The organism is Tichowtungia aerotolerans (assembly GCF_009905215.1).
Lineage (GTDB): Bacteria > Verrucomicrobiota > Kiritimatiellia > Kiritimatiellales > Tichowtungiaceae > Tichowtungia > Tichowtungia aerotolerans.
In genome coordinates, this window is the sequence record NZ_CP047593.1 from 1,297,929 (window position 1) to 1,323,292 (window position 25,364).

Below are 25,364 nucleotides of genomic sequence, written 5' to 3' on the forward strand. Positions count from 1 at the left end.
AAAAAGCCCTCCTGCTCGTGAGAGAAGGAGGGCTTTCGTGCACTACATATCCGCTCAGGGAATATCGAATGTTGTCTTATAGAAGACCTGCGATTCAGTCGGCGGGTTCGGATCTGTCCAGCTGGTGGTTCCCGTTGCACTGCGGGTTACGTTTGTAGCCACCTGCTCCCAACCGGATGTCAGATCAATGGAGCGGAACACATTAAACGGAGCCGTGCTGTTTGCTGAACTTGCGGTCCAGCTCAGTTCAGAACCGCTCAGAGCCACTTTAAATGCAGACCCTGCATTGTTGGGATCGGTTCCACAGTAATACTCTTCCCACATCAGCAGTCCGTCGCCATCGGCATCGGTCTGTTCTGCGGTGTCGTATTCATCGCTGACTCCATTGTCATTCATCCATGCAACCGGAACACCCTGAGCTGTGGTTTCTTCCGGCTCGAGCACAGCCAGACGAACCGAGTATACACTGCTTTGATAATCTTCCGCCTTGGTGTTGGTGCCGGTATTTTCCACCGCACCAGACTTAGCTGTCCAGCTGTACGGAGCATCGCGAACAACACGGCCGAGACCACCGGCTGTTTCTGTAAACTCAGCCATGTTACCGCCCATGTCATAGGTGCCGTTCTGCTCCTGAACGCCCTCGCCGATCGTCCACAGGCCAAGACCCACCACCCCGTCTTCTGTAGCCCCCTCCTTGATGTGGTTTTCTCCGACAATTTTCGCGCCGCTTGGCATCACATCGGTGCCATTGGCATACCCGGAGTATGTTCCACTGCCGGTTGAATAATAAGCAGCCTTATACCACTCATCTTCGGTCGGAATCACATAAACGGTTCCATACAGAGACTGGGCCGCCTCATGATCCATCACAGCGGTCACCACACCGTCACTGATGGTATAGGCTCCACTTTCGAAATCACCCGTAGTCAGCCAGTTGCAGTACATCGCAATTTCATTCCAGGAAATATAACTCACCGGATTAAACGGTCCATTGTCCGATCCTTCACCAAGAACCCCGCCGCTAATCTGACGAATCGCATTCCACTGTCCTTCGGTCAGCTCATACTTTCCGATCTTATAGGAATAAGACACCGCGCCGACTCCATTGGTGTCTGCACTGTTTCCGGAAGAACCAATCCGCACAAACTCCATAGAAACCGAAGAACCATTATGAGTAATGGTGCGGGACTCGCTGGAAAGCTCTCCCGTCACCCGAGCCAGACGAACGCCGTAAGAGGTGGAGTCATAGCTTTCCAGCTTGGTGTTCAAGCCGGTATTTTCATTTGCACCGGACTTGGTTGTCCACCCATACCAGGAGTCACGCACAATGCGGGAACCCCAAACCCCGCTTTCTGTCCACTCCGCAAGATTACCACCCATGTCATAGGTGCCGTTCTGCTCCAGCATACTTAGGCCGACATTCCACAGGCCCAAACCTCCTTCTGTTTCCTTGAGGTGGTTTTCTCCGGTTCCCTGCAGACCGTCCGGCATCACATCTGTGCCGTTGACATAGTCGGAGAAGCTCGCCGTATTTGTGGAATAATAAGCCGCCTTGTACCACTCATCCTCAGTCGGAATCACATAGACGGTTCCGTATTTTGCAATCGCTTCCGCGCGGGTTTTCACATCAATCACAACGCCATTGCTGATCGCATAAGCACCGCTGTCAAAATTACCGGTCGTCAACCAGTTGCAGTACATCGCAATTTCATTCCAGCTCATGTCTCCAACCGGAGCGGTCACCCCATTGGCGGTCCCCACTCCAAGCAGACCGTCGCTGAACGCACGAACCATATCCCACTGACCTTCCGTCAGTTCGTACTTGCCGATTTCATAGGTATAATCAACCGCACCGATTCCGTTGCCGTCTGCACTGTTCCCGGGATCACCGATTTCAACAAATTCCAAAGGCGCAATGGTCACTGCCGCCAAACGAACGCCGTATGACGTACTTGCATAGCTTTCAGCTTTATCATTTAAGTCCGTATTTTCAACGGCACCCGGCTTCGTCGACCAACCAAAGTAGGAGTCGCGCACGATACGGGCTCCCCAGCCTCCGCTTTCTGTAAACTCGGCCAAATTTCCACCCATATCATAGGTGCCGTTCTGCTCCAGCAGACCTTCGCCGACATTCCACAGACCGAGACCGCCCTCGGATTCCTTCAAATGATTTTCACCCGTCACTTTATCGCCGCTGGCCTGCACATTCAGACCATTGGCATAACCGGAGAAAACCCCGTTCGAAACAGAATAATAAGCCGCCTTATACCATTCATCCTCGGTTGGGATCACATAGACCGTACCAAATGCCAGGGCAGCCTTCGCACGATCCATTACTGCAACGACCTCGCCGTTATGAATAGTGTACGCACCGCTTTCAAAATCACCGGTGGTCAGCCAGTTGCAGTACATGGCAATTTCATTCCAGGTGATACTGGCAACCGGAGCATCTGCACCGTTTGATGTGCCTGCACCCAGCTCTCCGCCACTGATGGCCTGAACCGTATCCCACTGCGCTTCAGTCAACTCATATTGACCGATCTGATACGCATAGCTCACCGCACCGATCCCGTTGGTCGGGTCCGCGCTGTTACCAGCCGCTCCGATCTCCACGAAATCGATCGACACCGATGTGCCGTCATGCTCAATCACGGTCGCTGCGGCCACACCACAAAGCCCCGCAAGCGTCATCATTATGGTTTGAATCATTCTATTCACTCAGCCCTCCTTGTTTTTACACATTATGTAAGCGAAACATATTCAGTATTACATATTTAAAAAATATAACAACTCATTTTCCGAAAAAACCCCGCGCTGACCAATCAGAAGCCCGTTGCTGCAAAATCAAATCCACATTATTGGCTGCGAAAAGAAACCGCAGGCAGTCCGGCCGCATTGATTAGGTTGGGAACCGCCCGTTTATGCCAGGCAAAACGAACCGCTTGCGGATGCGGTACTCTGGGAGAGTGAAGGACCACACAGTTCCCCTTAATTTCAGCCTGCGCCAAATAAAACGCCCCGTCGTCACCGGCAATTTCAAACCAGTTAGGCATTTTTCCATTGCGGGTCGTCAACCCGTCCGCAAAATCGAAAGCAACCGTCAGCGTCCCGTCGGACTTTTCCAAACCTTGGAAAACCGGACCGCTGAACTCAACATCCATTCCATAGGTTCCAGCCTCGGCCAGCAATGCCAGTCGTTCCCCGGGAACCTCCTTATTCACCGGATGAATATTATCCAGCGTGGTATACTCGCTGATAACCGCCATTCCAGTATTTGGAATCGTTCGCGCAACCTCGGCCTGAGCCTCCCAGAACACCGGAAGAATCCGCGCATCCTCTTCCTTATATTGATACGGCGCGATCTGAACAAAATAGAAAGGAAAATCCCGCCCCCAAAGCTCCCGCCAGCCATTAATCAGCGCCCGACTGCGCTCCACATACAGTGACCCTTCGGTATGGTTGCTTTCACCCTGATACCAAATGGCACCCCGAATGGCGAACGGCACATTGTCATGCAGCATTCCATTGTAAAGCACGGTCGGAATGTGCCGATCCTCCTTATCCTCGCCGGACAGCGGCGGCAAATTGACCGTATCGGCCAACAACTCAACGCTCTTCAATCCGCACGGCGGCGTCCACGCCTCGATCTTGGTTCCGCCGTAAGCGCTGAGCCAAAGACCAACAGGAACATCTAAATCCTGATGAAGTTTGCGCCCGAAATAATAGGCCACCCCGGAAAAGGTGCTCACACGCTCAGACGAGCACCTCGTCCAGGCCGCATCAATGCGCCCGGCCGGCTCACCGGCCACCCGGCGCGGCGTATCATACAGGCGAATCAAAGGATAATCTGCAGCATCAATACTTTCCTGCGCATTCTCGGTTCGGTCCATCGACCACTCCATATTGGACTGCCCGGAACACAGCCACACGTCCCCTACTAAAACGTCAGAGAAAGAAACCGCTTCCCCGGAACCGGATACCGCCAGCTTCCGAGGTTCGGAAGATGCTGGCACGGGATCGAGCATGATTTTCCAATGATTGGAAGAATCCACAACCGCGGTTTTGCTTTGCCCGGCAAACTCGACCGTAATTTTTTCCCCAGGCGTTCCACTGCCCCATACCGGAACCGACTGGTCGCGTTGCAAAACCATATGGTCCGAAAAGACGGTAGGAAGCTGCAACCCCTCCGAAAAACACTCTGCCGCCAACAGAATAAGCAGCCCAATAAACAGACGTTTCATCATCAAACACTCCCGTATTGTGTAACAAGTTTTTACTTATTGAATATATTTACCTTGAACGCAAGGGTTTTTTTGCCTATCTATGTCGATTCATGATTCAATAGAGTTCAGCTCTGCAACTGAATGGCTAACAACCTAGACCCCGGAGATTTCTCAATGAGAACAAAGCCCCTGAATACACATTGTTTGCGAGTTGCCAACACAAACAAGTTCCGGCACACCCACCTTATCCTGCTCTCAGCCTTTTTCCTGTTCGGCTCTGTATCGCTCTCTGAAGGCATCTACTTTTCCATGGAAAGCGCCAGTCAGTATTTTTATGAAAACTTCGACCTCAACGCCGGTAATCTGACCGACTCCGCAAACTGGACGGCGGTTTCAGCCGCCGGCGACGGTCCGGTTCAGGTCATCGACACCACGGGCGACCTGGGGCAATCTCTCTCATTCCTTCGGTTATACCCGTCCGGGAAACGCGCGGAACTGACCGGAGCAAATCAGGAAGATGTCGGACGCACCTTTTCGGCAACAACCAGTGGAACGCTATATTATTCGTTTCTGATGAAGGTCACAGAAGCTCCGTCGGCCAACACCTTTATTACATATATGCGATCCGGCAGCGTGTACGGTGCGCGACTCTACACCCAGCCCGAATCCGCCAGCAGCTATCGACTGGGAATCAGCAACAGCAACACCACCAGCCCGTCACTGGTTTCCGAATCATTGGACGTGGGCCGCACCTATTTTGTCGTCGTTGAATACGCGTTCATCACAGACGGCACCGACACGCTATCGCTCTATCTCAATCCGGTTCCCGGCCAATCTCAACCAGACACGCCGGATGCGCTCTATTCGGGCACCGAAATCTCTTCGTTCGACACCATCGCACTACGACAGACCACTGGTTGCGGAACCTTCGAGCTGGACGAACTTCGCGTCGGCACATCCTGGGAAGCAGTCGCTCCCTTTGTCGCCGCGCCAACAAGCTTTTCGGCGGGCGAAGCCATTCCGGTCGGCGGCACAGAACCCTACGGAACAATCGGCATCACATCCTGGACGGCCAGCGGAACTGCCGATGTGTTCGGCAACGGTCCCTACGACCTGTTTGTCGGACTGCGCAATCTCTATCCGTTTGACCATTTCGACACCAACAACGTCCCGGTTTACGGCGAACGCATCGATATCTCCTCAGCCATCTCAAACGGACAGGTTTTTCAGGACAGCACTGGAAACATCTATGCTCTGGCCTCCTCCGACACCACCGTCTATCTGCGAAAATTCGATAAAGCCACACTCACATTCAACTATGAGGCCACCTATACAGACATGCCCCGGAGCGTCAGCGACATCAACGGCTTCATCAGCAGCGACGGCAAACTGCACCTCTTCTACACTATCGGCGACGGCACCGAATACTACCCGGTCCCGGGCTCGCACGACATCGACTACCGCCCCTTCGACGGCTCCGGCTTCTGGACCGGCGGCATCAACTATTCACTTCTTTACTACGCCCGCTTCAGCGACACCACGCTCACCACACTCGAAACCGACGACCGAGTCGGCACCGGCACGGAAAACTATGAATTCATGTTCGGGTGCGGTGGACTGGCCATCGCCAACTACGGCAGCGGAACCCTCGAACACCGGCTGATCGGGGCAAACAAACAGGGCAACGTGCGCAGCTTCCACAACGCATCCTCCTCCGGCATGTCCATCAATGGAATGTCCTACGCCGTCGACAACACGGATGCCCGCGTCATGCTGCGCCACCCGATCATCAATGCCAAACCGATCGTCATCGCCAATCCCGCCTCCGGACTCTCCGACCTCATCATCTCCGACACCGGACGCATCTGGCACTATCCCCTCGAAGGCCTCAAAGACGCCAACAGCCCTATCTACGGCAAACGCTCCCCCGTTCTGTGCCGCGCAGGCGAGATTGCCTGCGGCGCCCTGCCCGTCATTTCTCCCGGCGACGTCGACAATGACGGACTGACCGACTTCATCATCGGCAACGACGCCGGCGAACTTCTCTTCCTGCGCAACATCGGCACCTCCGGGGCCGCCGAATTCCCCGAGCCCATTGAGATTCTGGCAGGCGACGAACCCCTGCGAATCCGCAGCGGATACAGCACCATTCAGGGCCCCGGCGAAGCCAACTGGGGTTATACCTGCCCAACCCTCTTCGACTGGAATGCGGATGGCAAACTCGACATCGTTCTCAACAGTTCATTCGGCAACATCCTCGTTCTGCTTCAAATCGACGGAACCGCCAACCCGCCAACCTTCACCAAACCCCTCCAGCTCTTCTGCGACAGCCTCGATCTGCGCCTGTGCTGGCGCTCACAACCCGGTGTCACCACCTGGGGCGGTCAAACCGACCCGTGCATCATCGCCAACGATGAAAACGACGAATTCAGATGTTTCTACCGACTCGACAACCAGAACGTCATCCGCGGCGACGTCCTGCGACTCACCACCGGCGAAGCCATCCACGCACACGACGGGCGCTACGGCGGACAGTGGGGCCGCTCAAAAATCGTCCCGGTCGACTGGGACCAGGATGGAAAGATCGACCTCCTCGTCGGCACAGGCCGCGCTCAGGCCATTCCCGGCGAAGGCGGAATTCCAGATAACCTGCCCGACGAAGAACGCCAGTCATCTGTGCTGTTCCTGCGCAACGCCGGCAGCAACGCCTCCCCGGAATTCGAATATCCAGTCCGGATCTGTTACGACGACGCGCCAATTCAGCTGGGCGTCCACAGCTGCTCCCCGGCACTGGCCGACTTTGGAGAAGGCTCTCTCGCCCTCGTCGTCGGGGAAGAAGACGGAACCATCATTTACTACCCGCGAGACAACCTCAGCAACCTGCCCGACTGAATTAAAGGATTGTGATGACTACATCATCGTCGAACGTCACCTTCGGTGCTTCTTCCTTCACCTGCTGGAACGTCGGCAGGATGCGGTAGTAAACCTGCAACGCGAGCGTACACAGGCTGGTGGAATAAATAGTCTCTCCGCCCGCCGCCTGCTCCGGCCCGCGCCACCATCCCTCCGGATGCTGGCGGTTAATCAGCATCGGTGCAAAATCGGCGTTCCATGTTGTCCAACGCGATCCGCCGCGCTGAAAAACCGCCTGCGTGTTGTAATACCATTCATACGTGGCTGGCAGGCTTTTATTGATCGGGTTTCCCCACGCCTCATCCCATTCCGTCACGCCAAAATCGTTCATGTAGCGCAGGCCCGCGAGCACCATCGGATCGTTCTGCAAACCGAGCAGCTGCAAACTGAGCACCATCGCGCCGCTCATGATCGGCCCGCCGCTGCTCCACGTTTTGATCGGCGGCCCCTTGCGGTAATACCACTCGCCCTCTCCTTTATAGAGAAAGGTCACACCCTCAACGGCTTTTTTCATGGCCGCATCCAGCCCATCCATACGAATGCCCGCCGCAGCCGCGGCTTTCATCGCCTGTATCTGCCAGCTGGTTGCCGAAGAATCTGAAATATCCTGCACGTACCAGTTGCCCCACGCACCGCTGTCGAGCTGTCCGTCGATGATGACCTGCAACCCGTGTTCGACCGTTTTTTTCAGTGCCGGCGCGCGCGTCAGCGCGTAGGCCTCCGCCAGCGCATAGGTCGCCTGTGCATGGGCATACACACCGAGATCCTCGCCTCCCTTTTCCGGTTTTTTTCCAGACATTGGAACAAAAAGTCCGGCCTCCGGTTCCTGCTGATCGCGCAGATATTCAATCGCCCGCCGGACGTTGGTCCCGAACATAGGTGACTGCGGCGTATCGCCGTGCGCCAGAAACGCCAGCAGACAGAGCGATGTCAGCCGTGCCGCGCGCTGCTCGTTTTCGAGCGATGCACTCCAATCGCGCTCATGCCAGGTTTTGTTGTAACGCGACACCTCGCCCCAATACCCTGCATCATCCTGCCGCGAAGCCAGCCATTCGAGCCCGCGCATCACCGTCGCCTCCACCTGTTCCCCATACCCGCCCGCAAAGCGGTTCAGCCGATCCGTGCGGGCCGCTTCGGTGCGCCCGGCAAAAAGCCCCTTCATCACCAGCGGCGAATCGACTGCGCTCACCGCGAGCCCGGCCAGATCCATCGAGTCGTTCGCAAAACTGTCCGGCGGCGAATCGGGCAGCGTCTCCGGCTCTTCCACCTGCATCAGGTTTTCGTCCGGCGGAAGCTCATCGAGTTTTTCAAGCTCCTGTTCGAGCTCCGGAGGTTCTTCGGCCTCAAGCACCTGCACTTCAATCTCACGGCCGGTTTCCAAGGTTTGGAAAACCACCACGTTAATCAGCACAATCACGATCAGCGCGTTGATCGCAATCGAAACCACCGGCCCTCCCAGCCGATCTATGATTTTTCTAATAGGCTCAGTCATAACCGCTTTTATTTATGGCCACAAAAAACACAAAAAGTCACAAAATCATCCCATAACAAACTTTTTAACGTAGAGTTTGGGTGCGCCAAAATTGATCAAAAGCCCATCATGAATCCGGGCAGGAGTAAGGTATCCGAGTAACTGGGATACATGCTCATCGGTTGTGTGTTTACAGGCTTTCAGTTCAACAATCAGACAATTTTCTATGAACAGGTCTGTAAAATATTCTCCGAGCACGGTTCGGTCTTCATCATAAACAGTTAAAGGGTGTTGTTGCTCCTCTTTTAAGCCCAGCTTCCTTAACCTGTGAATCAGAGCGTTCTCATATATTTTTTCGAGATGACCAGTTCGATGGTATTTATGAATAGAAAAACTTGTTTCCCGAACGATGTCACACAACTCATTTATTCCCATCATTCTCTCCTTTTCGTGACTTTTTGTGTTTTTTGTGGCTATTCAGCACTGACGACTGTGAGTTTGTTCAACCCGGCTTGTGCGCAGATATCGAGTACGTCGACCAGCCTCGCGTGTTTGGCTCCGCCGGCGCAGGTGATCAGCACCGTCTGCGACTTGCTGAAGCCCGCCAGCCGGTTCAGAATCCGCTCCAGTTCATTCTTCGAAACCGCCCGGCCGTTCAGGCTGAAGCCGTCCTCATAAATGTTTACCCGGATCATCTTCGGCGGCGTACGCGGTTCGGTCTGCGACGAGTCGGGCGCCGGACGCGAAATATCGAGATGCGCCAGAACATCCGGTGTCGAAAACGTCACCAGAAAATAGATGAGCAGCTGGAAGACCACGTCGATCATCGGCGTCATCGACACTTCCATCGGCTCTTCAGCTCTGTTCCGTTTCTTTCTCATAACCCATGGCCCACGAACCACACGAATAAACACGCATTCGGTTAGGCCGTTTGTAAGGGTGGAACGAGCAAATACCTTCCGCCCCTCCAATGATTAGTGAAAATTAGTGTGATTCGTGGGCAATCCTTCATGCTTTATCCTTGGTGGCGACAAATGAAATCCTGTGAAGGCCAGCAGAGGTGCAGGCGTCGAGCACGCGTTTAACGTATACATGTTCCGCTCCGCCATCGGCGCGGATGCGGATCGGAATAGACGGACCGTATTTTCCGTAATCGGCAACCGTTTTGGTGAGAATTTTGCGCAGCTTCGCTTCGGAGAGCGGCGTACGGGCGATAAAGATCCGGCCGCGATCATCCACTTCAATCGTAATCGTGCGCGGGTCCTTTGCCTCGGTCACCATCGGGCCATGCGGCGACTCGGGCAGCAGGATAAATTCGCTGATCGCCTCTTTTTCGAGCTGCACAGTGCAGACGAAGAAAATGATCATCTGGAACACGACATCGATCATCGGTGTCATATTCACGTGACCGCTGGGCTGTTTAAATTTCCCCATTCTTAATCTCGCGCCTTTTTCATTAACTCCATCGTCAGCGCTTCCATATTGAGGCTGATCTTGGCCGCGCGATTGCGGAAAAAGGAGAAGAACCCGAGCGCGGGCACCGCTATCACCAGCCCGGCGGCCGTTGTATAAAGCGCCTGCGAAATATTGGTGGCGAGCATCGCATTTTTGGCCGCGCCCGCTTCCGTTCCGAGCGTGGCGAATGCCATAATCATCCCCTGCACCGTTCCGAGCAGACCAAGCATCGGCGCGAGATTGCCGACCACGTTCAGGTAATTCACGCGCTGCATCAGCTTTTCGCTTTCGAGCTCAGTGGCGACACTCACCGCATCCTCGGCGCCATCTCCGATATTGATGAACCCGGCAGAAAGAATATTGGACAGCGCACCGGGCTCTTCATCGCACAGCTCTTTGGCTTTCGAAACATCTCCACTTCCAAGAGCGGACCGAACGCCGTCGATCAGCCCCGTCGGAATAAACCGTTTTTCCTTAATCTTCAAAAACGAATCCACGATCAGATGCGTCCCCGCCACCGACAGCGCCGCCAGGGACAGCCAAAGCACAATACCCAGAAACCCTCCCTTAATGACGACATCCAAGAATCCGTCACCCGTACCCAGCGCTTCGGCTCCCGCGGCTGCCTCGTTCATCACAACGTCCTGCGCCTGCACGGAAAATACCGCGAGGGTCAGGAGCCCCAAGGTCAAAAGTCGAATGTCTAGCGTTCGTTTCATTTCGGTTCCTTTCTAACCGCTGATTATGCAGTTATTAAATTCGCGTCCATTTGCGTTCATTCGCGGTTTTATTTTTCTTTTGCGAGTTCGGCATATTCCGAACCCGGGAATTCATTGATTACTTTCTGAAAATATTCCTCCGCACACGGGTCGTTCATTTTTTTGAGCGCGACGGCCGTTTTATAAGTCGCCTCCGGCAGCACGTCTTCCTGTGCCTTGAACAGGATCGCCGTGCGCAAATAATCGAGCAGCGCTTCTTCAGTCTGCCCGCTTTTCATTTTCATATCGCCGCGCACCACCTGCGCGCGGGCGGCGGCTTCGCGCGAGCCGGACGCAATGTCCTCATCGATCATTTTCGCCACTTCATCAATACGCTCAGAACCGAGCAGCGCCTGCATATAGTTCGACCGCTCCTTCAGGTTTTCTTTGAGCTGCGGCTGAACCACAAAGAGCGCCTCATACTCACGCGCCGAATCCTCAAACTGCTTCATCGGCAGATAGACACGCGCCAGCATCAGGCTCGCACGCTGGTCCCATCCCAAAAACTGATACTCCTCTTTCACGCGCCGCAGAAGTTCAGCCACAGCAATCAGGTTTTTCTCCTTCACCAGCTTTTCGACCTGGAATATTTCTTTCGGCTTATCGGCGTACGCCCGGCGGTAACAGCCCTTTCGAAATGTCAGCGTCTGTCCGTTGAGCGTCGTCAGCAAAATCGTCCCGTCCGGCGCCGACTGAATCGCCGACCCGACCACCTTGCTGCCCGCCGAATTAATGACAAACGGCTCCGCTTGCGCAATGCCCGCAAAGACTAATAATATTTTAACCGCGGATAACGCGGATTTATACGGATTATTCATGCTCTCTCACCACCCTTTTCCACTGCAGCCTGGCGTATTTAAAATTAATCAAGAGAGCCAACCGCAGCTTCGTTTTGGCCAAATACCCGACCATCTGAGCTGTATGGTTTTCATTAAATGCGGTCACCACCTTGGGATCAACGATCACAAGATCATCAACAATTAGATCCGGAACCAATCTTCCGATAAATTGCCCTTTATAATGAACGGAAAAGTTTTTCTGCTGACTCACTTTGTGCCCCCGCCGTTCCAATTCGATCACCAATGCATTTTCATAGAGTTTTTCATCTAATCCGGGCTTCAATTCATTGAGAACTTCCATCGCGGCACCTATTATTTCTTTGCTGAGCTCCTCATGTATCAATTTCTTTCCCATCATATTCTCCCGCTACTTTAGCCGCCGACTTCCCTCTTTAGATCCGTTTCCATCCGCGTTATCCGCGGTCAATTCCTTCTGAATTTGTTCGGCCCGGGTTTTTAAAAGCGCGATCTCGGCGGTTTTTCCAAAGCTTGAAAACTCGGCGGTTAAGCGGTCGGCATCGGCAATCAGATCGGCGGGCCGGTCGAGTTCAAGATAGAGCGGGAGGCTTTCAAACAGCGCCTGCGCAATCAGGTCGGCGTTTTTTTCGGGATCGGCCAGCAGCGCGACGCGCTGGAAGGATGCCAGCTTTTCGGCCGGGTCGTTCTGCGCGCGGCCGAGCTCCAAAGACGCGCGATGCATCAGTTCGTCGTCCGTTGCAAAATTCATAATTTCACCCAAGACGCGAATGGCATCATCGTTCCGACCGGCGGCATTGAACGCGCGGCCCTGCACAAACATCGCTTCATAGGTGAACGCCGACACGGGCCAATCGGTGAGCAGTTTTTCCAAGGTTTGGAAACTCGCTTCGTATGCGCCGGTTTCGTACTGCGCAATGCCGCGATAATAGCAGACCGGCTCAGCGAACTCCCCATCAAGGCCATCAAGCGCGGGCAGCGCTTCGGCATAGCGTTCGGCTTCCACCAATGTTTTGGCTTTAGAAAAGCGTACCTGCTCCGCCAGTTCCGACCGTGGAAAGGTTGAGAGAAAGCGATCGAAACAGGCAATCGCTTCATCGGTTTCTCCCAGCTCTTTAAGGCAGACAGCCTGATAGTAAATGCTCTTTTCCCAGAATGCTTGGTTGAACGTGAGCGTTTCGGCGGACACGCCGAACCCGGAAGCCGCATCAGCCATTTGTTTTTCCAAGGTTTGGAAACAGGCGGAGCCTGCACCCCACCATTCAAGTTGGCGATATGAGTCGCCGAATGCAAAGCGCGCACGTATGCGTTTTTGCGGATTGGTCTCCGTTTCAACATACGGCGCAAACCGCTCGGCGGCTGATTTGTAATCTTTGGCCTGATAAGCGTTCCACGCGAGGCGGCCAAGCGCACGAGCGTAATAAGTGCTGTCCGGATAATTTTCCAATAGCTGGAAAAGATAGCCCTCGTTTTTCCGAAGTCCGGAAAGCGAGTACAGCACGGCGGGCGCGCGCGGATGGGAAAAGAAATTTTCGATGAATAAATCGTAGAGCATCCAGGCCAGCTCGTCGCGTTTGGAATCGAGCGCAGCCTTGCCGGCGGCGAGCAGCGCATCGCCCGCCTGCGGTTCGTCCGAAAAACGCTCGGCGAGATAGAACCCGACGGTTTCCGCCATCAGCGGATCATCAAGCTGGATGGCACAAAGTGCGAGTTCGCGCAACGCGGTGATGGACTCAGAGCCTTCGGGGTAGTCGTTGAGCGCGGCGATATAGGCGAGAACAGCTTCGGCATACTGGCGATCGAAAAAAAGGCGGCGGGCGACGCGAAATGTACTTTCTTCCATTTTGGCAAGATTAGCGCCGAGATCGATATTGACGGTTTTTCCTTCCGCCTCAAAGTCATCGATCAAAGCCTGCGCTTTGCTTTGCGCCTGCGGTCCCCACGCGCTGTTGCCGTATTTGGCGTAGACATTGTAAAACTGTGTGAGCGCATCGGCGTTCCTGCCGGCGTGTTCATAGCAAACGCCCAGCCAGTAGCGCGCGCCAGCCAGCGGCGCAACCGAAGCATCGACGGAATCGCTCAGCTGCTTCAACAGTTCGAGCTGGCCTTCCAGAACCGTTCGCGTTTCGTCCCACTCACCTTTGCCGATCATGACCTGCGCCCAGCTGACGACGGCACTGCCAAACCAAAGGTCGAGTCCGCCGAGCTGTACGTCTTCGGCCAGCTTGAGCGCGCGGTCCGGGTCGCTTTCAACCAGAAGCGCCGCGAGACGCGATTTGACGGGGCGCGCGTCGACTTTTTCGTAGAGCCGTATTGCAGCGGCATCGTCCCCGCGCTCTTCGAGCAGCGCGCCATATTTAAAGACTGCCAGATTATCGGGATGCTCCGCCGTATTGAAATAGTTTTGATACGCCTGAACCGCCAAGTCACCCGCTGCGCTTTCAGCCAGAAACAGCCAGAGCGGTTCGGGGTTCCGAACCGTGGAAATTTGTTCGGCGGCTTGGTCGAATTTGCGGGAGGCAATCAGAATGCGTACGCGCAGTTCCGGCGCCTCACTCTCGGCATCCGGATATTTTTCCAATGTTCGGAAAAGAATCTTTTCGGCCAGCTTCGGAAAACCCTCTTCCGTGAGGCCGGTGACAAATCTCAGCTCTTCTTCATAAGCGAATGTGCTTTGCAGGATGCAAAACAGCAATGCCGAGAAAAGCGCGCAGCGGTCCATAGGGACACCCTATTCGCGCGAAACAGGCTTTTCAAGAAATCATTGAATTCAAAGTTACTTATCAAACAATCAGCTGGCGGGGAACCGGGTTGTTTTACCGGCTGTGTATGCCTGATGTGACTCCGATACGAGTCCATCGTTGCCATTTGAGTTCACGACCGCTGGAAATGCGATTAATGCTGCGTACCAAGGCCTGAAACTCGACCATGTCGATTACAAAGAAGATCAGCCATGCCACCGGCGCCAGCCATAACAGATTGTTGTGGAATTGACGTTTTGGCTCCAGCAATAGCTGGAATACCACAACCACAGTCATGGCAGCCATTATCACAATCAACGGCGCGTAGTCCTGAGAAAAAACTGTATACCCGAGGAACAGGGGAAAAAGAGATAACTCCAGAAGCAGCAGTGCTTCTGCATAGACCGCCAGAGGCAGCAAAAGGAAGCTGAGATAGGGGCGGTGATTGGTACTGAAGAACAGGTTGCGGTGTTTCAGAAAGGTCAGAAGCCGACCATATTTCCAGCGCAAGCGCTGTCGACACAACCCCTGCCAGTCGGATGGGCCCTCGGTATATACCACGGCATCGGCTGCATAATGTGTTTTGTAGCCCCGACTCAGAATCCGGGTGGACATTTCAATGTCTTCCGTAATGATTGTTCGGTCAAACCCGCCCATTTCATCGAGGACATTGCGGCGATAAGCTGCTGCCGCTCCTCCGATAATATAAACCGACCCGAACAGGGAGTCGGCGCGTTTAAAGAAGAATCCATAGAGATATTCCAATTGCTGTATCCATTCAATGGGCTTGCTTCGATTTGCAATGATCACGTTCCCGGCGACTCCGCCGACACGTGGGTCATCGAAGCAACGGACCAGCTTTTCGATGGCATTGGGATCCATAACGCTGTCTGCATCTACGGTGATCATAATTTCACCGGTCGCATGCATTAATCCATAGTTCATCGCTGCTGCTTTTCCGCCATTACTCAAATTCAGGTAAGTGATTTGAGCAGAGCCTCCGGACGCCTCATGCTGATTCAGAAAACGGGTTACGACTTCATGTGTGCCGTCCGTTGATCCATCATTAATTACAACCACCTGGAGGTGCGGATAATCCGTTCCAATGACAGATCGAATGGTTTTTTCAATTCCGACTTCTTCGTTCCATGCGGGAATCAGTACAGAAACCGACGGAATTGGTGAGTCCACGAGCCGGCGAGCTCGCCGTTCCTGTATCAGCGAATAAGCCGGGGCGCAGATCAGTTGGATCGCATACTTGAACAGTACAGGCAACAGCAGAAAGAAAAGCACTTTTCTCAGAGGTTCAAATTCCTGAAGTTCAATGTATGGTTGTGTGGCTCCTAAATAAAGCACCATGCCGGTAAAGGCATACATTGCGGTAATAAAACATCCTGTCCAAAAATGGTCTTTTGTCATGGGCTCCTCGTACTGATAAAGGAGCGACTAAAAGCATTTCATATGCCAGAATCAGGATTCCCCGCAGCAAAGAAATTCCTGTGGATAACGGTTAGTGGATTACTTTTTCCAGCCGAATGTCAAAGATGAGAGCAGCGTACGGACCGATTTTGTCGCCGGCGCCGCGCTTGCCCCAAGCCAGGTCCGGAGGAACTACAAAGCGGGTTTTCCCGCCTTCTTTCATCATCTGAAGACCTTCTTTCAATCCGGGAATGGCCTCTTCGATCGTAAAGCGATCGGTCTCAACGCTGTGATAAGTGTCTTTGATCACCGTGCCGTCGACCAGCAGAATACGCTGATTGACTTCCACCGTACTCCATTCGTCGGGCTGCTTGCCGGTTCCCTCTTCGCGAACAGCATATTGAAGACCGCTGGACGTTTCGATTACATCCGTTTTTTGCCGGTTTTTCTTCAGAAAAGCTTCGGTCTCCGCACGGTTCTGGCCCGCGCCGCCGCGTCCCCGTTTTTTGCCGGCGTTCTTATTGTTGTGTTTTTGACGTCCCATGAAGAAATACTTTTAACATGCAAAAAAGCTGCGCAGAAACTCTAAATGTTAATGAACCGCCAGCTTCAGCAGCGTCCGCCCAAGTGTATTTCCGGCTCCGCCGATGCGATACGCGTGATCTGCTTCCTTGACGTATCCCCGCCGAACCAGCTTTTCCAGATGGCGCCACAGGGCAGACGGGGACATGCCGGTCGCATCCCGTAGCGCCGGCGCCGTCAGCGACGTCCCGTGAAGCGCCCGGAAAATTTCAATCCGCCGCTCGTGCGTAAATGCTGTGGCGTGACGGATCAGCGTTTTCAGCGCAACAGACTTCTCATAACAGTCCCGCAATGCTTCCAGAATGTCCGGAACAACCGCTGCGGCCGGATTGGCTTCTGCGCGGTAAAACACTTTCATTTTGTTGCGGCGGCAAACAATCAGCCCGGTCTCACGAAGTGCTTTCAGCTGGTTACTCGCATTCGGCTGAGACATACCGGTCTCCGTCACAATCTGCGTCACCGTCAGTTCACCTTTCGAAAAAAGAAGCCATAACAGCTGAAGGCGGGTTTCATTTGCAATCACACGGCAGGTCTTCCAAAGGGTCGGACAAGGATTCATCAAGCACTCCTGTTCATCTGCAGGTTATTTTTATAAAGATATTGTGACAAGGCGATTATAAAGAAGAGAATCCCGTAGATTTAAATGTATGGGACCATGCTTCCCTTCGCATTGATCATGAATCAATAACACGGTATGGAATCATTGAACTGCAGGGAAGAAGTACGCCGCAGACCGATGTGCTCTGAGAAAACCTTCTCCGGTTCCAATCGTTGAAAAATTAATATTCCCATTGGGTTCGCCCCGAAAGCTCTCTTTCTGGACAGCATGATCCTGTAAAATCTGTACGCATTTTTACTTAAAATTTCTGAACATTTTATGCCGGGTTACGAGATATTCGGAATATAATAAGGCGCTAGAGACAACAATTTTTGCACAGGTAACGGCATGAAAAAATCCATATGGTTTATTCTGGCGATCCTGATGGCAGTGCTCCCGGCCAATGCCATGGAAGAATCCACTGCTGTCTTCGAACGCGAGGGAGAATTACAGCCGGCCAACCAGATTGACCGGATTGTGTTCAAGAAGCTGGCATCCCTGAATATTGAGCCCGTTCTCTGTTCTGACGCCGTCTTTCTGCGCCGGGCCTATCTGGACATTCTTGGAAAAATTCCCACGGCCGAAGAAGTACGCCGGTTTATCAACACGCCTTATTCTAAAAACAAACGAAGCGAGCTGATCGATGAATTGCTTGCCCGTCCGGAATTTGCGGATTACTGGTCGATGAGATGGGCCGATATCCTGCGGGTCAAAGCCGAATTTCCGATCAACCTGTGGCCGAACGCCGCTCAGGCCTATCACCACTGGGTTCACACCGCGATTGCTGAAGATATGCCGTACGATCAGATGGTTCGCGAAATGCTCACTGCCAGCGGCAGCAATTTCCGGGTGGGTCCGGTCAATTTCTACCGGGCCATACAAAACAAAACCCCGGAAGGCATTGCCACGGTCGTCGCACTGACCTTCATGGGAGCACGCGCCGAAGAGTGGCCGAAAGAACAACTGGCGAACCTATCGGCTTTTTTCTCGCAGATCGGCTATAAACCCACCAATGAGTGGAAAGAGGAATATGTGTTCTGGGATCCGCTGGGCACCACCAAAACCGAAGGCAACAGCGCTCCCGGCAGCGCAAAAATCACGACCGTTGTCGTCGAAAAAAACACCAACCAGCCGCCACAGATCAACCGGGAGCCGCAGCCGGCATTTTTCCCGGACGGCACCGCCGTGGAACTGACTCCGGACCGCGACCCGCGCGAAGTGTTTGCCGACTGGCTGATTACTCCGGAAAACCCGTGGTTCTGCCGCAGCCTGGTCAATCGCACATGGGCCTGGCTGCTTGGCCGCGGCATTATTCATGAGCCGGACGACATTCGCGAAGACAACCCGCCGTCCAACCCCGAACTGCTGGTCTGGCTGGAACAGGATTTCGCCGCAAATAAATATGATATGAAAAGACTGATCCGGCAGATTCTGAACTCCAGAACCTACCAGCTTTCCTCGGTCTCCAATACGGAACAGCCGCAGACCTTTGAACAGTTTGGCGCATATCCGCTGCGCCGGCTGGAGGCGGAAGTACTGATCGATGCCGTCAACGCGATTACCGGATCTTCGGACCTCTACACCAGCGCCATCCCGGAACCGTTCACCTACATTCCGAAAGATCAGGCCGCGGTTGCCATCGCCGACGGCAGCATCACCAGCCCGTTCCTCGCCCTGTTCGGCCGCTCGGCACGGGCCACCGGCATGTGGAACGAACGCGACAACCAGACCTCCGCACCGCAGTGGCGCCATATGCTGAACTCAGGACATATCCAGGAAAAACTGGAAAAAGGCCCCAACCTGCGGGAGATGACACTGCGCAAATATAAACCGGAACAGATCGTTGAGAATCTCTATCTGTCAATTCTGTCCCGCCCCCCAACCCCGGCGGAAACCGAAACCATGCTGACCTACGGCAATACTGCCAATCCAAAACCGCCGCCGAAACGTCCCGGAGGGCATTTGACCCCGAAAGAAAAAAAAGCGTACTGGCAGCGCTACAAAGCTGCGGACGATGAACGCATGAAAGACTGGATCGATATTGCCTGGGCCCTGATCAACAGTCCGGAATTTTTATATCGTCACTAGGGAGGAACCCGCGATGAAACCCATAACACGTCGAAATATGCTGGCGCAGGGACTCTGCGGAGCCGGCGGGCTCATGCTGAGCAACCGACTGCAGGCCGCCCCGGCGGCACTGGCGATGACAGATCACGCAAAAGCCAAATCTGTAATTCAGGTTTTCCTGTGGGGCGGAATGTCCCACAACGACACGTGGGATCCGAAGCCAGGCACCGGCCGTGCCTACATGGGCGATTTCCCGGATGTCCTGAAAACCAATGTGGACGGCATTCAGATCGGGCAGCTTTTCCCGAAACTGGCAAAACAGGCCGATAAATATTCACTGATCCGCAGCATGACCCACGGCATCAACGGCCATGAAACCGCCGCCTATTACATGCAGACCGGCCACACCCGCGATGAACGACTGGCCTACCCCAGCATCGGAGCCGTTTTCTCCCATTTCAAAGGACAGAACTATAACGGCCTCATCCCGCCATACGTCGTGCTGACCGAACCGCAGGGCCGCTTCTCTGAAGAAGGATTCATGGGGCCAAAATACAAACCGTTTGCCACCGGCGGCGATCCCAATGCCGCGCGATTCGAAGTGGAAGGCGTGGTCGCCAAAGGCATCAGCGACGAACGGCAGATCGCCCGGCGCGAACTGCTGGCCACGACGGATTCCCTGGGCCGGGCCCTGGTTTCACCGGTTCTGGATCATGCCTATTTCAGCAAGGAAAAGGCCTACGAACTGATTCTCGGGGCCGGCAAAAAGGTTTTTGATCTCTCCGAAGAAGACAAAAAACTGCGCGACAGCTACGGTCGTCATAAATTCGGACAGGAATGCCTGGTCGCCCGTCGCCTTGTGGAAGCCGGGGTTCCCTATATTGTCATCAACTACCCCGGCGGATGGGATACCCACAAAGGGCACTTTGCCCGTATGCGCCAGCAATGCCCGCAACTCGATCAGGGGCTGGCGGCTCTGCTGGAGGATCTTTCCCAGCGCGGCCTGCTCGACAGCACTCTGGTCTGGTGCTGCGGAGAATTCGGCCGCGGCCCGAAAATCGACTGGCAGCCCCCGTGGAACGGTGGACGAAACCACTATGGCGCGGTCTTCAGTGCACTCGTGGCCGGCGGCGGATTCCGCGGCGGTCAGGTGGTCGGCTCTTCCACCGAAAAGGCGGAGGAAGTCAATGAACGCCCGGTTTACCCCGTGGATCTGCTCGGAAGCATTTATCATCTGGCAGGCATCGACCCTGCGGGACAGCTGCCGCATCCGCTGGGGCTCGAAGCCCGGGTCCTGCCGGAAGTATCCGGAACGGTAAAGTCCGGAGGACTGTTAACGGAGATTATGTAAATGGCGAAACGGTTTCTTTCTCTGGTTGCGGGGCTTTGCATACTGCTGGCAGCAGATGCCGGCGCACAGGCCTCGCGGGACGCATATATCGGCTATGTCTATCCGGCCGGCGGACAGCAGGGAACCATGGTTCCCGTCCGAATCGGCGGGCAGCGCATTGAAAGCGTCTGCGGAGCCCTTGTTTCCGGCGAAGGCGTGACCGTCAAAGTGATCGATTGCCTGCGCCGGATGAATAACAACGATATGCGGCTGATGAAAGAACAGCTGCAACTCATCAGAGAAGAGGAAAGCGCTGCAGACGAAGAGGTCCGGGAAATTGCCGATCGCATCCAGCAGCGGATCGACGAAGACCAGCGCCAGCCAGCCAGCCAATCGCTGGCCACCGTGGTTCTGCTCGAAGTAACCATCGACAAGAACGCGCTTCCCGGCCGGCGCGAAATCCGTCTGCTCACATCCCGCGGAGCGTCCAACCCGCTCTCGTTTTACGTGGGACGGCTGCCGGAAACCTCCCGCAGGGCCATGAAGATCTCCAAGTTCCAAACACTGGGCAAAGAACATCTTGCCCAGCGTAACCGCCCCCCGGAAGAGGAAGAAAAAACCATTTCCCTGCCCTGCACCGTCAACGGACAGATCGCCTCCGGCGAAATCAACCGCTACCGGTTCCAGGCGCATAAAGGCGACCGGCTGGTCATCACAACGCTGGCCCGGCAGCTGGTTCCATATATCGCCGACGCAGTCCCCGGCTGGTTCCAGCCGGTGATGACGCTGCGGAATGCCGCCGGCAAGGAAATGGCGTTCAACGACGATTTCCGTTTCAAGCCGGACCCCACCCTGCTCTACGAAGTCCTTGAAACTGACGAATACATTCTTTCCATTCACGATTCCATCTACCGCGGCCGCGAAGATTTCGTGTATCGTATCACGATCGGGCAGCTGCCGTTCATCACCAGCGTCTTCCCGCCCGGCGGAACCGCCGGCAGTGAGTTCCGCCCGACGCTCACCGGATGGAATCTCGGCCTGGCCAAACTTCGGAGTCCCGGCACCGAGGCCGGACCGGGCATTCACTATGTCGCCGCCGACCGCGGAGACGCCCTGTCCAACTATATCCCGTTTGCCCTCGACACACTGCCTGAATGCGAAGAACAGAAAAATCCGATTGCCGGAGCACAAAAAGTGGACCTGCCCATCATCATCAACGGTCGGATTGAAAAACCCGGCGATAAAGATGTCTACCGCTTCAGTGTCGACAAAAGCTGCATGGTTGTCGCTGAAGTCAACGCACGCCGTCTCGACTCACCGCTCGATTCCATCATCTACCTGACCGATGATAACGATCAGATCATCGCATTCAACGACGACCACTCCGACCCCGGCTCCGGTCTGAATACCCACCACGCCGACTCTTATCTGCGCATCAAACTTCCCGCGGCCGGAACCTATCGTTTGCACCTGACCGACACCGCCCGACAGGGAGGCGATGCTTATACCTACCGCCTGCGGCTCAGCCCGCCGCAGCCCGACTTCGCACTGCGCACGGTGCCTTCAAAAATTACCGTTCAGAAAAACGCCGGCAGTCTGGAGGTGTTCATTATCCGCAAAGACGGCTTTGACGGATCGGTGATGCTGGACCTCGATTCGGCAGATAAAGAAATTCTCGGCATGCCTGTTCTGATCGCCCCAGAGGACGAAAAAGTGCGCTTCTCCATAAAGACGACGAAAAAGAATTGGGACGGACCGGTTGCCGTCAACATTATCGGCACAGCAACGATTAACGGCGATAAACGGGTCCGCCGCGCGGTTCCCGCTGAAGACTGGATGCAGGCGTTTCTATGGCGTCATCTGGTTCCCGCACAGGAACTGCTGGCCTACCATTATGCGCCGTCGACTGAGGATGAAATTCCGTTGCCGGACAAACCGGACCTGACCGACCTGGAAAAGGGCTTCAACAAAAAGTCCCGGCAGGAAAAACAGGTAGTCAGCCGCATCAAACAGATTGGACGGCTCTATCAGGAACGGCTCCTCACAGAAGATCTCTACTCTAAAACAGTCGAAGGCCTGCTCGACTACGAAGAGGAAAAGGAATAGATCCAAACCCTGGAACATTTTCTTCCAGGGATTGGAACGGCCGGCTCCCCACTAACAAATGCCGTGGTCGCGAGCCAGCGCGGCAATGGAGCGGTCGTAGGTCGCTTCGCCGTTTTTGGTGAAGAAACACCCGGGGATCTGGCCGGAGGCGCGGTGGTGGGCAACGCATTCACAGCAGAGACCGCGCTTGCCGCAGGAATAGGTGCAGGTGCAGTCTTTCAGGTTTTTCTCTTTGTTCGGACAATCAGCCATCGCTCTTTCCTTTTCCAAGAATGTCTTCCAGAGCCTCAACGAGCAGCATGGTCTGTGCATCGGAACCAACCGTGATGCGCAAATAATCGCCCGTGCGATCCCCTTCGAACCACCGAATATAGACATTGCGCTTTTTGAGCTCTTCAAAGATTTTTTTTGCGCCGGGTTTCGGCGGCTTTACCCAGAGGAAGTTGGTTTCGGACGGAAGCACATCGAAACCTAGTGCCTGAAGTTCTTCAGTCATCAGTTTACGCGAATTTTTAACGGCAGTGGTAATGGCCTCCATGGTGCCATGGTCGAGCAGAGCCACCCGCGCAACTTCCTGCGTGAGCGTATTCACGTTGTAGGAATCCTTGATTTTATAGAGTGCATCAATGAGTTCCTTATCGCCAACGCAGTACCCGAAACGAATGCCTGCCAGCGCATAGGATTTGGAAAGCGTGCGGCAAACCAGCACGTTTTTATATTGGGTCGCCAGATCCATGCAGGTTTCAGACGCGAAGTCGACATAGGCCTCGTCAATCACCACAACACCGGGAAAAGAACACACAAACTCCTCAACTTTTTCTTTCGGGAACAGCAGGCTCGTCGGGGCATTGGGGTTGGTGAGAAAGAAAACGGAGGATTCGTATCCGTCCGGCATCTGCCACCCGAAATTTTCGTCGAGCGCCACCGGGCGGGTTTCGACATCTTCGATATTCGCCAGTACCGGATAGAGCGAATAGGACGGATCGAAAAAACCGACCGATCCGCCATCGCGCTCTACAAATGCGCGAATGCAGAGAGCAAGCACCTCGTCCGAGCCGTTCCCCGCAAAAATGTTGCCGATGCCAACGCTGAGGTTTTCAGCAATCACCTTACGCACTTCGGTACAAACAGGGTCGGGATATTTAGCCAAAGCGGCCATATCAATTTCCCGCAGGATGTCGTGCACTTCCACGGAGCAGAGCCACGGGTTCTCGTTGGTGTTGAGTTTAACCACATCGCTGCCTTGCGGCTGCTCTCCGGGCACATAGCCATCCAGAGCCTGAACAGATTTTCGAATCAGATTTTTCATAAGCCGCCTGTTTTACCACGAAGGCAGGAAACGGCAAGAGTCCAATCTGCTTTTCGAGGCGCAGTATCTTATTGAGGACTCCACATCCCCAACTCAATTGCGTACTTGCGCAGAGCGGATGTATCGCTCAGGCCCAGCTTCTTGGTGATATTGTAGCGATGCGTTTCCGCCGTACGGCGACTGATATTCAGATGCCTTGCAATCTCGTCGTCATTATCCCCGCGGGCAACTTTCAGCAGCACCTCCTGCTCGCGTGCACTCAGGATTTTAAAGAATGCATTGGGGTTTTTTCCGAATGAGCGGCGGGTTTTCTCATACGATGCCGAAAACCAGGAACCTCCAGCCATCACCTGTTCAATCGCTTCGTTCAACTCGCTCAGCGGCTGCATCTTATCAACAAACCCCCGAATACCGCTTTCGGAGATGCGATAGCAGTTATAAGGAGAACAGTCTCCGGAAATTAAGATAACATGTGTTTCGGGCAGTTCATTGACAATTGCCTGACCGGTTTCAATTCCATCGGCGCCCTGAATATGAATATCGAGCAGCACCAGCTGCGGCCGAACCCGACGGCACAGCGCCAAACCTCCTTTGGAATCAAGAGCACACCCGGACAGTTGAAATCCGGGCATGGTTTTGCCGATGAACTCTGCGAGCATCTCACAGACCATCTGCTGATCTTCAATAATAACAAAGCCGGTCATAGCCGGTTAAAGTACCGCTGATCCTCACCCGAAGAAATGAAAACTGGACCTCAAATATACGTGATTTTCCGTATTTTAAACAGTTTAAGTCTTCTCTGGGATGTTTCAGGCTCTTTGGGATGCAATTAGATCCCCATGTGTGTTTGACTGGAATATTAACAGCGTGTCCGTTCGGAACTCCACAGGAAACATGTGTTTTCTCTGTAATCCGTCAAAAGCCGCTCCCCGATCGAATGCGCTGGCTGCACGATCTTTCCGAAAGCGACCAGCTCTGGTTTGCAGAAGCTCACAGACGATGCGTAATCCGCCGCGAAACGTCTATGCGCAACTGAACAACTATACGGGCGTCACCCCTTTTTTCAGAATAATGTTTCCGTATTTCGCAAGCTCCCCGGTCATCACACAGGCATACGACCTTTTAGCGCGCTCATAAAACGCAAAGCGTTCCATCCGCTTGACTGCCGGCGCATTGGGCACATTTTTTCGGACAGCTGCCATATAGCTCTCTTCCACTGCCGGATCAAGAGCGTCCCCCTCTGTCGCCGCCATCATGATGAGCGGATCGTCATAGCTGTCGAGCTCGAACAGCGGAATGATCCCTTCGAGCAGCTCAGGAATCCGAATTCCATCCGCCCGCACAACCGTTTCGCAGAATGTGTGCCCCGGGAAATGGGCATCGGCCAGCACCAGCTCATCGCCATGCCCCATCTCCATCATAATTTTCAGCAATTCCGGACTCAGTACCGGCGAAATTCCTTTCAGCATCTTCAACCCTCCTGTTGATCCGTTCAAACTATCGCACCGAACCATCCATGACGTTCAGAATGTACCGCCATTTTTCCAAACATTGGAAGCAGGTTGATCCTGCACCCC

General features: G+C 54.2%; 21 protein-coding genes. 4 read left to right on the forward strand and 17 right to left on the reverse strand.

Annotation, left to right across the window (positions count from 1 at the left end; all coding sequences use genetic code 11):
• Positions 1-54 precede the first annotated feature (54 nt).
• Together GT409_RS05495 and GT409_RS05500 are read right to left on the reverse strand one after the other, a co-directional pair.
• Positions 55-2,709 carry an SUMF1/EgtB/PvdO family nonheme iron enzyme gene (locus tag GT409_RS05495; RefSeq protein ID WP_233231649.1) on the reverse strand — a complete coding sequence of 885 codons (2,655 nt, stop codon included), beginning with the start codon at positions 2,707-2,709 and terminating at the stop codon, positions 55-57.
• Positions 2,710-2,855: 146 nt separating this feature from the next.
• Positions 2,856-4,244 carry a sialate O-acetylesterase gene (locus GT409_RS05500; protein ID WP_160627717.1) on the reverse strand — a complete coding sequence of 463 codons (1,389 nt, stop codon included), beginning with the start codon at positions 4,242-4,244 and terminating at the stop codon, positions 2,856-2,858.
• Between the two features lie 153 nt (positions 4,245-4,397).
• Here GT409_RS05500 and GT409_RS05505 point away from each other — a divergent pair, with 153 nt between their 5' ends.
• On the forward strand, positions 4,398-7,115 hold the full coding sequence (locus GT409_RS05505; protein ID WP_160627719.1) for an FG-GAP repeat domain-containing protein: 2,718 nt from the start codon (positions 4,398-4,400) through the stop codon (positions 7,113-7,115).
• A 1-nt stretch (position 7,116) separates the two neighbouring features.
• Here the strand turns inward: GT409_RS05505 and GT409_RS05510 are convergent, their stop codons facing one another.
• From GT409_RS05510 to GT409_RS05560, 11 genes are all read right to left on the reverse strand, one after another.
• Positions 7,117-8,628, reverse strand: coding sequence for a prenyltransferase/squalene oxidase repeat-containing protein (locus GT409_RS05510; RefSeq protein ID WP_160627722.1), 1,512 nt, complete (start codon positions 8,626-8,628; stop codon positions 7,117-7,119).
• Between the two features lie 45 nt (positions 8,629-8,673).
• Positions 8,674-9,045, reverse strand: coding sequence for a GxxExxY protein (locus GT409_RS05515; RefSeq protein WP_160627725.1), 372 nt, complete (start codon positions 9,043-9,045; stop codon positions 8,674-8,676).
• Positions 9,046-9,080: 35 nt separating this feature from the next.
• Positions 9,081-9,488: an ExbD/TolR family protein gene (locus GT409_RS05520; protein ID WP_160627727.1), complete on the reverse strand. Its 408-nt coding sequence runs from the start codon at positions 9,486-9,488 to the stop codon at positions 9,081-9,083.
• Positions 9,489-9,615: 127 nt separating this feature from the next.
• Positions 9,616-10,041: an ExbD/TolR family protein gene (locus tag GT409_RS05525; RefSeq protein ID WP_160627729.1), complete on the reverse strand. Its 426-nt coding sequence runs from the start codon at positions 10,039-10,041 to the stop codon at positions 9,616-9,618.
• A gap of 2 nt (positions 10,042-10,043) precedes the next feature.
• Positions 10,044-10,781, reverse strand: a complete 738-nt coding sequence (locus GT409_RS05530) for a MotA/TolQ/ExbB proton channel family protein (RefSeq protein WP_160627731.1) — start codon at positions 10,779-10,781, stop codon at positions 10,044-10,046.
• Positions 10,782-10,849: 68 nt separating this feature from the next.
• The gene (locus GT409_RS05535; RefSeq protein WP_160627733.1) at positions 10,850-11,638 is read right to left on the reverse strand and encodes a tetratricopeptide repeat protein; all 789 of its coding nucleotides are present in this window, start codon (positions 11,636-11,638) and stop codon (positions 10,850-10,852) included.
• The gene (locus GT409_RS05540; protein WP_160627735.1) at positions 11,631-12,017 is read right to left on the reverse strand and encodes a GxxExxY protein; all 387 of its coding nucleotides are present in this window, start codon (positions 12,015-12,017) and stop codon (positions 11,631-11,633) included. Before GT409_RS05540 ends, GT409_RS05535 begins: the two co-directional genes overlap by 8 nt.
• Before the next feature lie 9 nt (positions 12,018-12,026).
• Positions 12,027-14,357, reverse strand: a complete 2,331-nt coding sequence (locus tag GT409_RS05545; RefSeq protein WP_160627737.1) for a tetratricopeptide repeat protein — start codon at positions 14,355-14,357, stop codon at positions 12,027-12,029.
• Between the two features lie 94 nt (positions 14,358-14,451).
• The gene (locus GT409_RS05550; RefSeq protein WP_160627739.1) at positions 14,452-15,795 is read right to left on the reverse strand and encodes a glycosyltransferase; all 1,344 of its coding nucleotides are present in this window, start codon (positions 15,793-15,795) and stop codon (positions 14,452-14,454) included.
• Between the two features lie 91 nt (positions 15,796-15,886).
• Positions 15,887-16,339: an FKBP-type peptidyl-prolyl cis-trans isomerase gene (locus GT409_RS05555; RefSeq protein WP_160627741.1), complete on the reverse strand. Its 453-nt coding sequence runs from the start codon at positions 16,337-16,339 to the stop codon at positions 15,887-15,889.
• Between the two features lie 48 nt (positions 16,340-16,387).
• Positions 16,388-16,936: an ArsR family transcriptional regulator gene (locus GT409_RS05560; protein ID WP_160627743.1), complete on the reverse strand. Its 549-nt coding sequence runs from the start codon at positions 16,934-16,936 to the stop codon at positions 16,388-16,390.
• A gap of 387 nt (positions 16,937-17,323) precedes the next feature.
• On the opposite strand from GT409_RS05560, the gene GT409_RS05565 reads away from it, so the two are divergent.
• The 3 genes from GT409_RS05565 to GT409_RS05575 are packed head-to-tail and all read left to right on the forward strand — an operon-like array spanning position 17,324 to position 22,478.
• Positions 17,324-19,063, forward strand: a complete 1,740-nt coding sequence (locus tag GT409_RS05565) for a DUF1553 domain-containing protein (protein ID WP_160627745.1) — start codon at positions 17,324-17,326, stop codon at positions 19,061-19,063.
• Positions 19,064-19,076: 13 nt separating this feature from the next.
• Positions 19,077-20,393, forward strand: coding sequence for a DUF1501 domain-containing protein (locus tag GT409_RS05570; RefSeq protein WP_160627747.1), 1,317 nt, complete (start codon positions 19,077-19,079; stop codon positions 20,391-20,393).
• Positions 20,394-22,478: a hypothetical protein gene (locus GT409_RS05575; protein ID WP_160627749.1), complete on the forward strand. Its 2,085-nt coding sequence runs from the start codon at positions 20,394-20,396 to the stop codon at positions 22,476-22,478.
• Between the two features lie 51 nt (positions 22,479-22,529).
• Here GT409_RS05575 and GT409_RS05580 read toward each other — a convergent pair whose 3' ends face one another.
• From GT409_RS05580 to fucU, 4 genes are all read right to left on the reverse strand, one after another.
• A complete protein-coding gene (locus tag GT409_RS05580) occupies positions 22,530-22,730 on the reverse strand; it encodes a DUF6485 family protein (RefSeq protein ID WP_160627752.1) in 201 nt (66 codons plus the stop codon).
• Complete coding sequence (gene hisC, locus GT409_RS05585; protein WP_160627754.1) at positions 22,723-23,787, reverse strand: histidinol-phosphate transaminase; 1,065 nt, start codon at positions 23,785-23,787, stop codon at positions 22,723-22,725. Before hisC ends, GT409_RS05580 begins: the two co-directional genes overlap by 8 nt.
• Positions 23,788-23,855: 68 nt before the next feature.
• Entirely contained in the window at positions 23,856-24,491 is a 636-nt protein-coding gene (locus GT409_RS05590; RefSeq protein ID WP_160627756.1) for a response regulator transcription factor, read from the reverse strand.
• A gap of 336 nt (positions 24,492-24,827) precedes the next feature.
• Positions 24,828-25,256 carry an L-fucose mutarotase gene (gene fucU, locus GT409_RS05595; protein WP_160627758.1) on the reverse strand — a complete coding sequence of 143 codons (429 nt, stop codon included), beginning with the start codon at positions 25,254-25,256 and terminating at the stop codon, positions 24,828-24,830.
• Positions 25,257-25,364 lie beyond the last annotated feature (108 nt).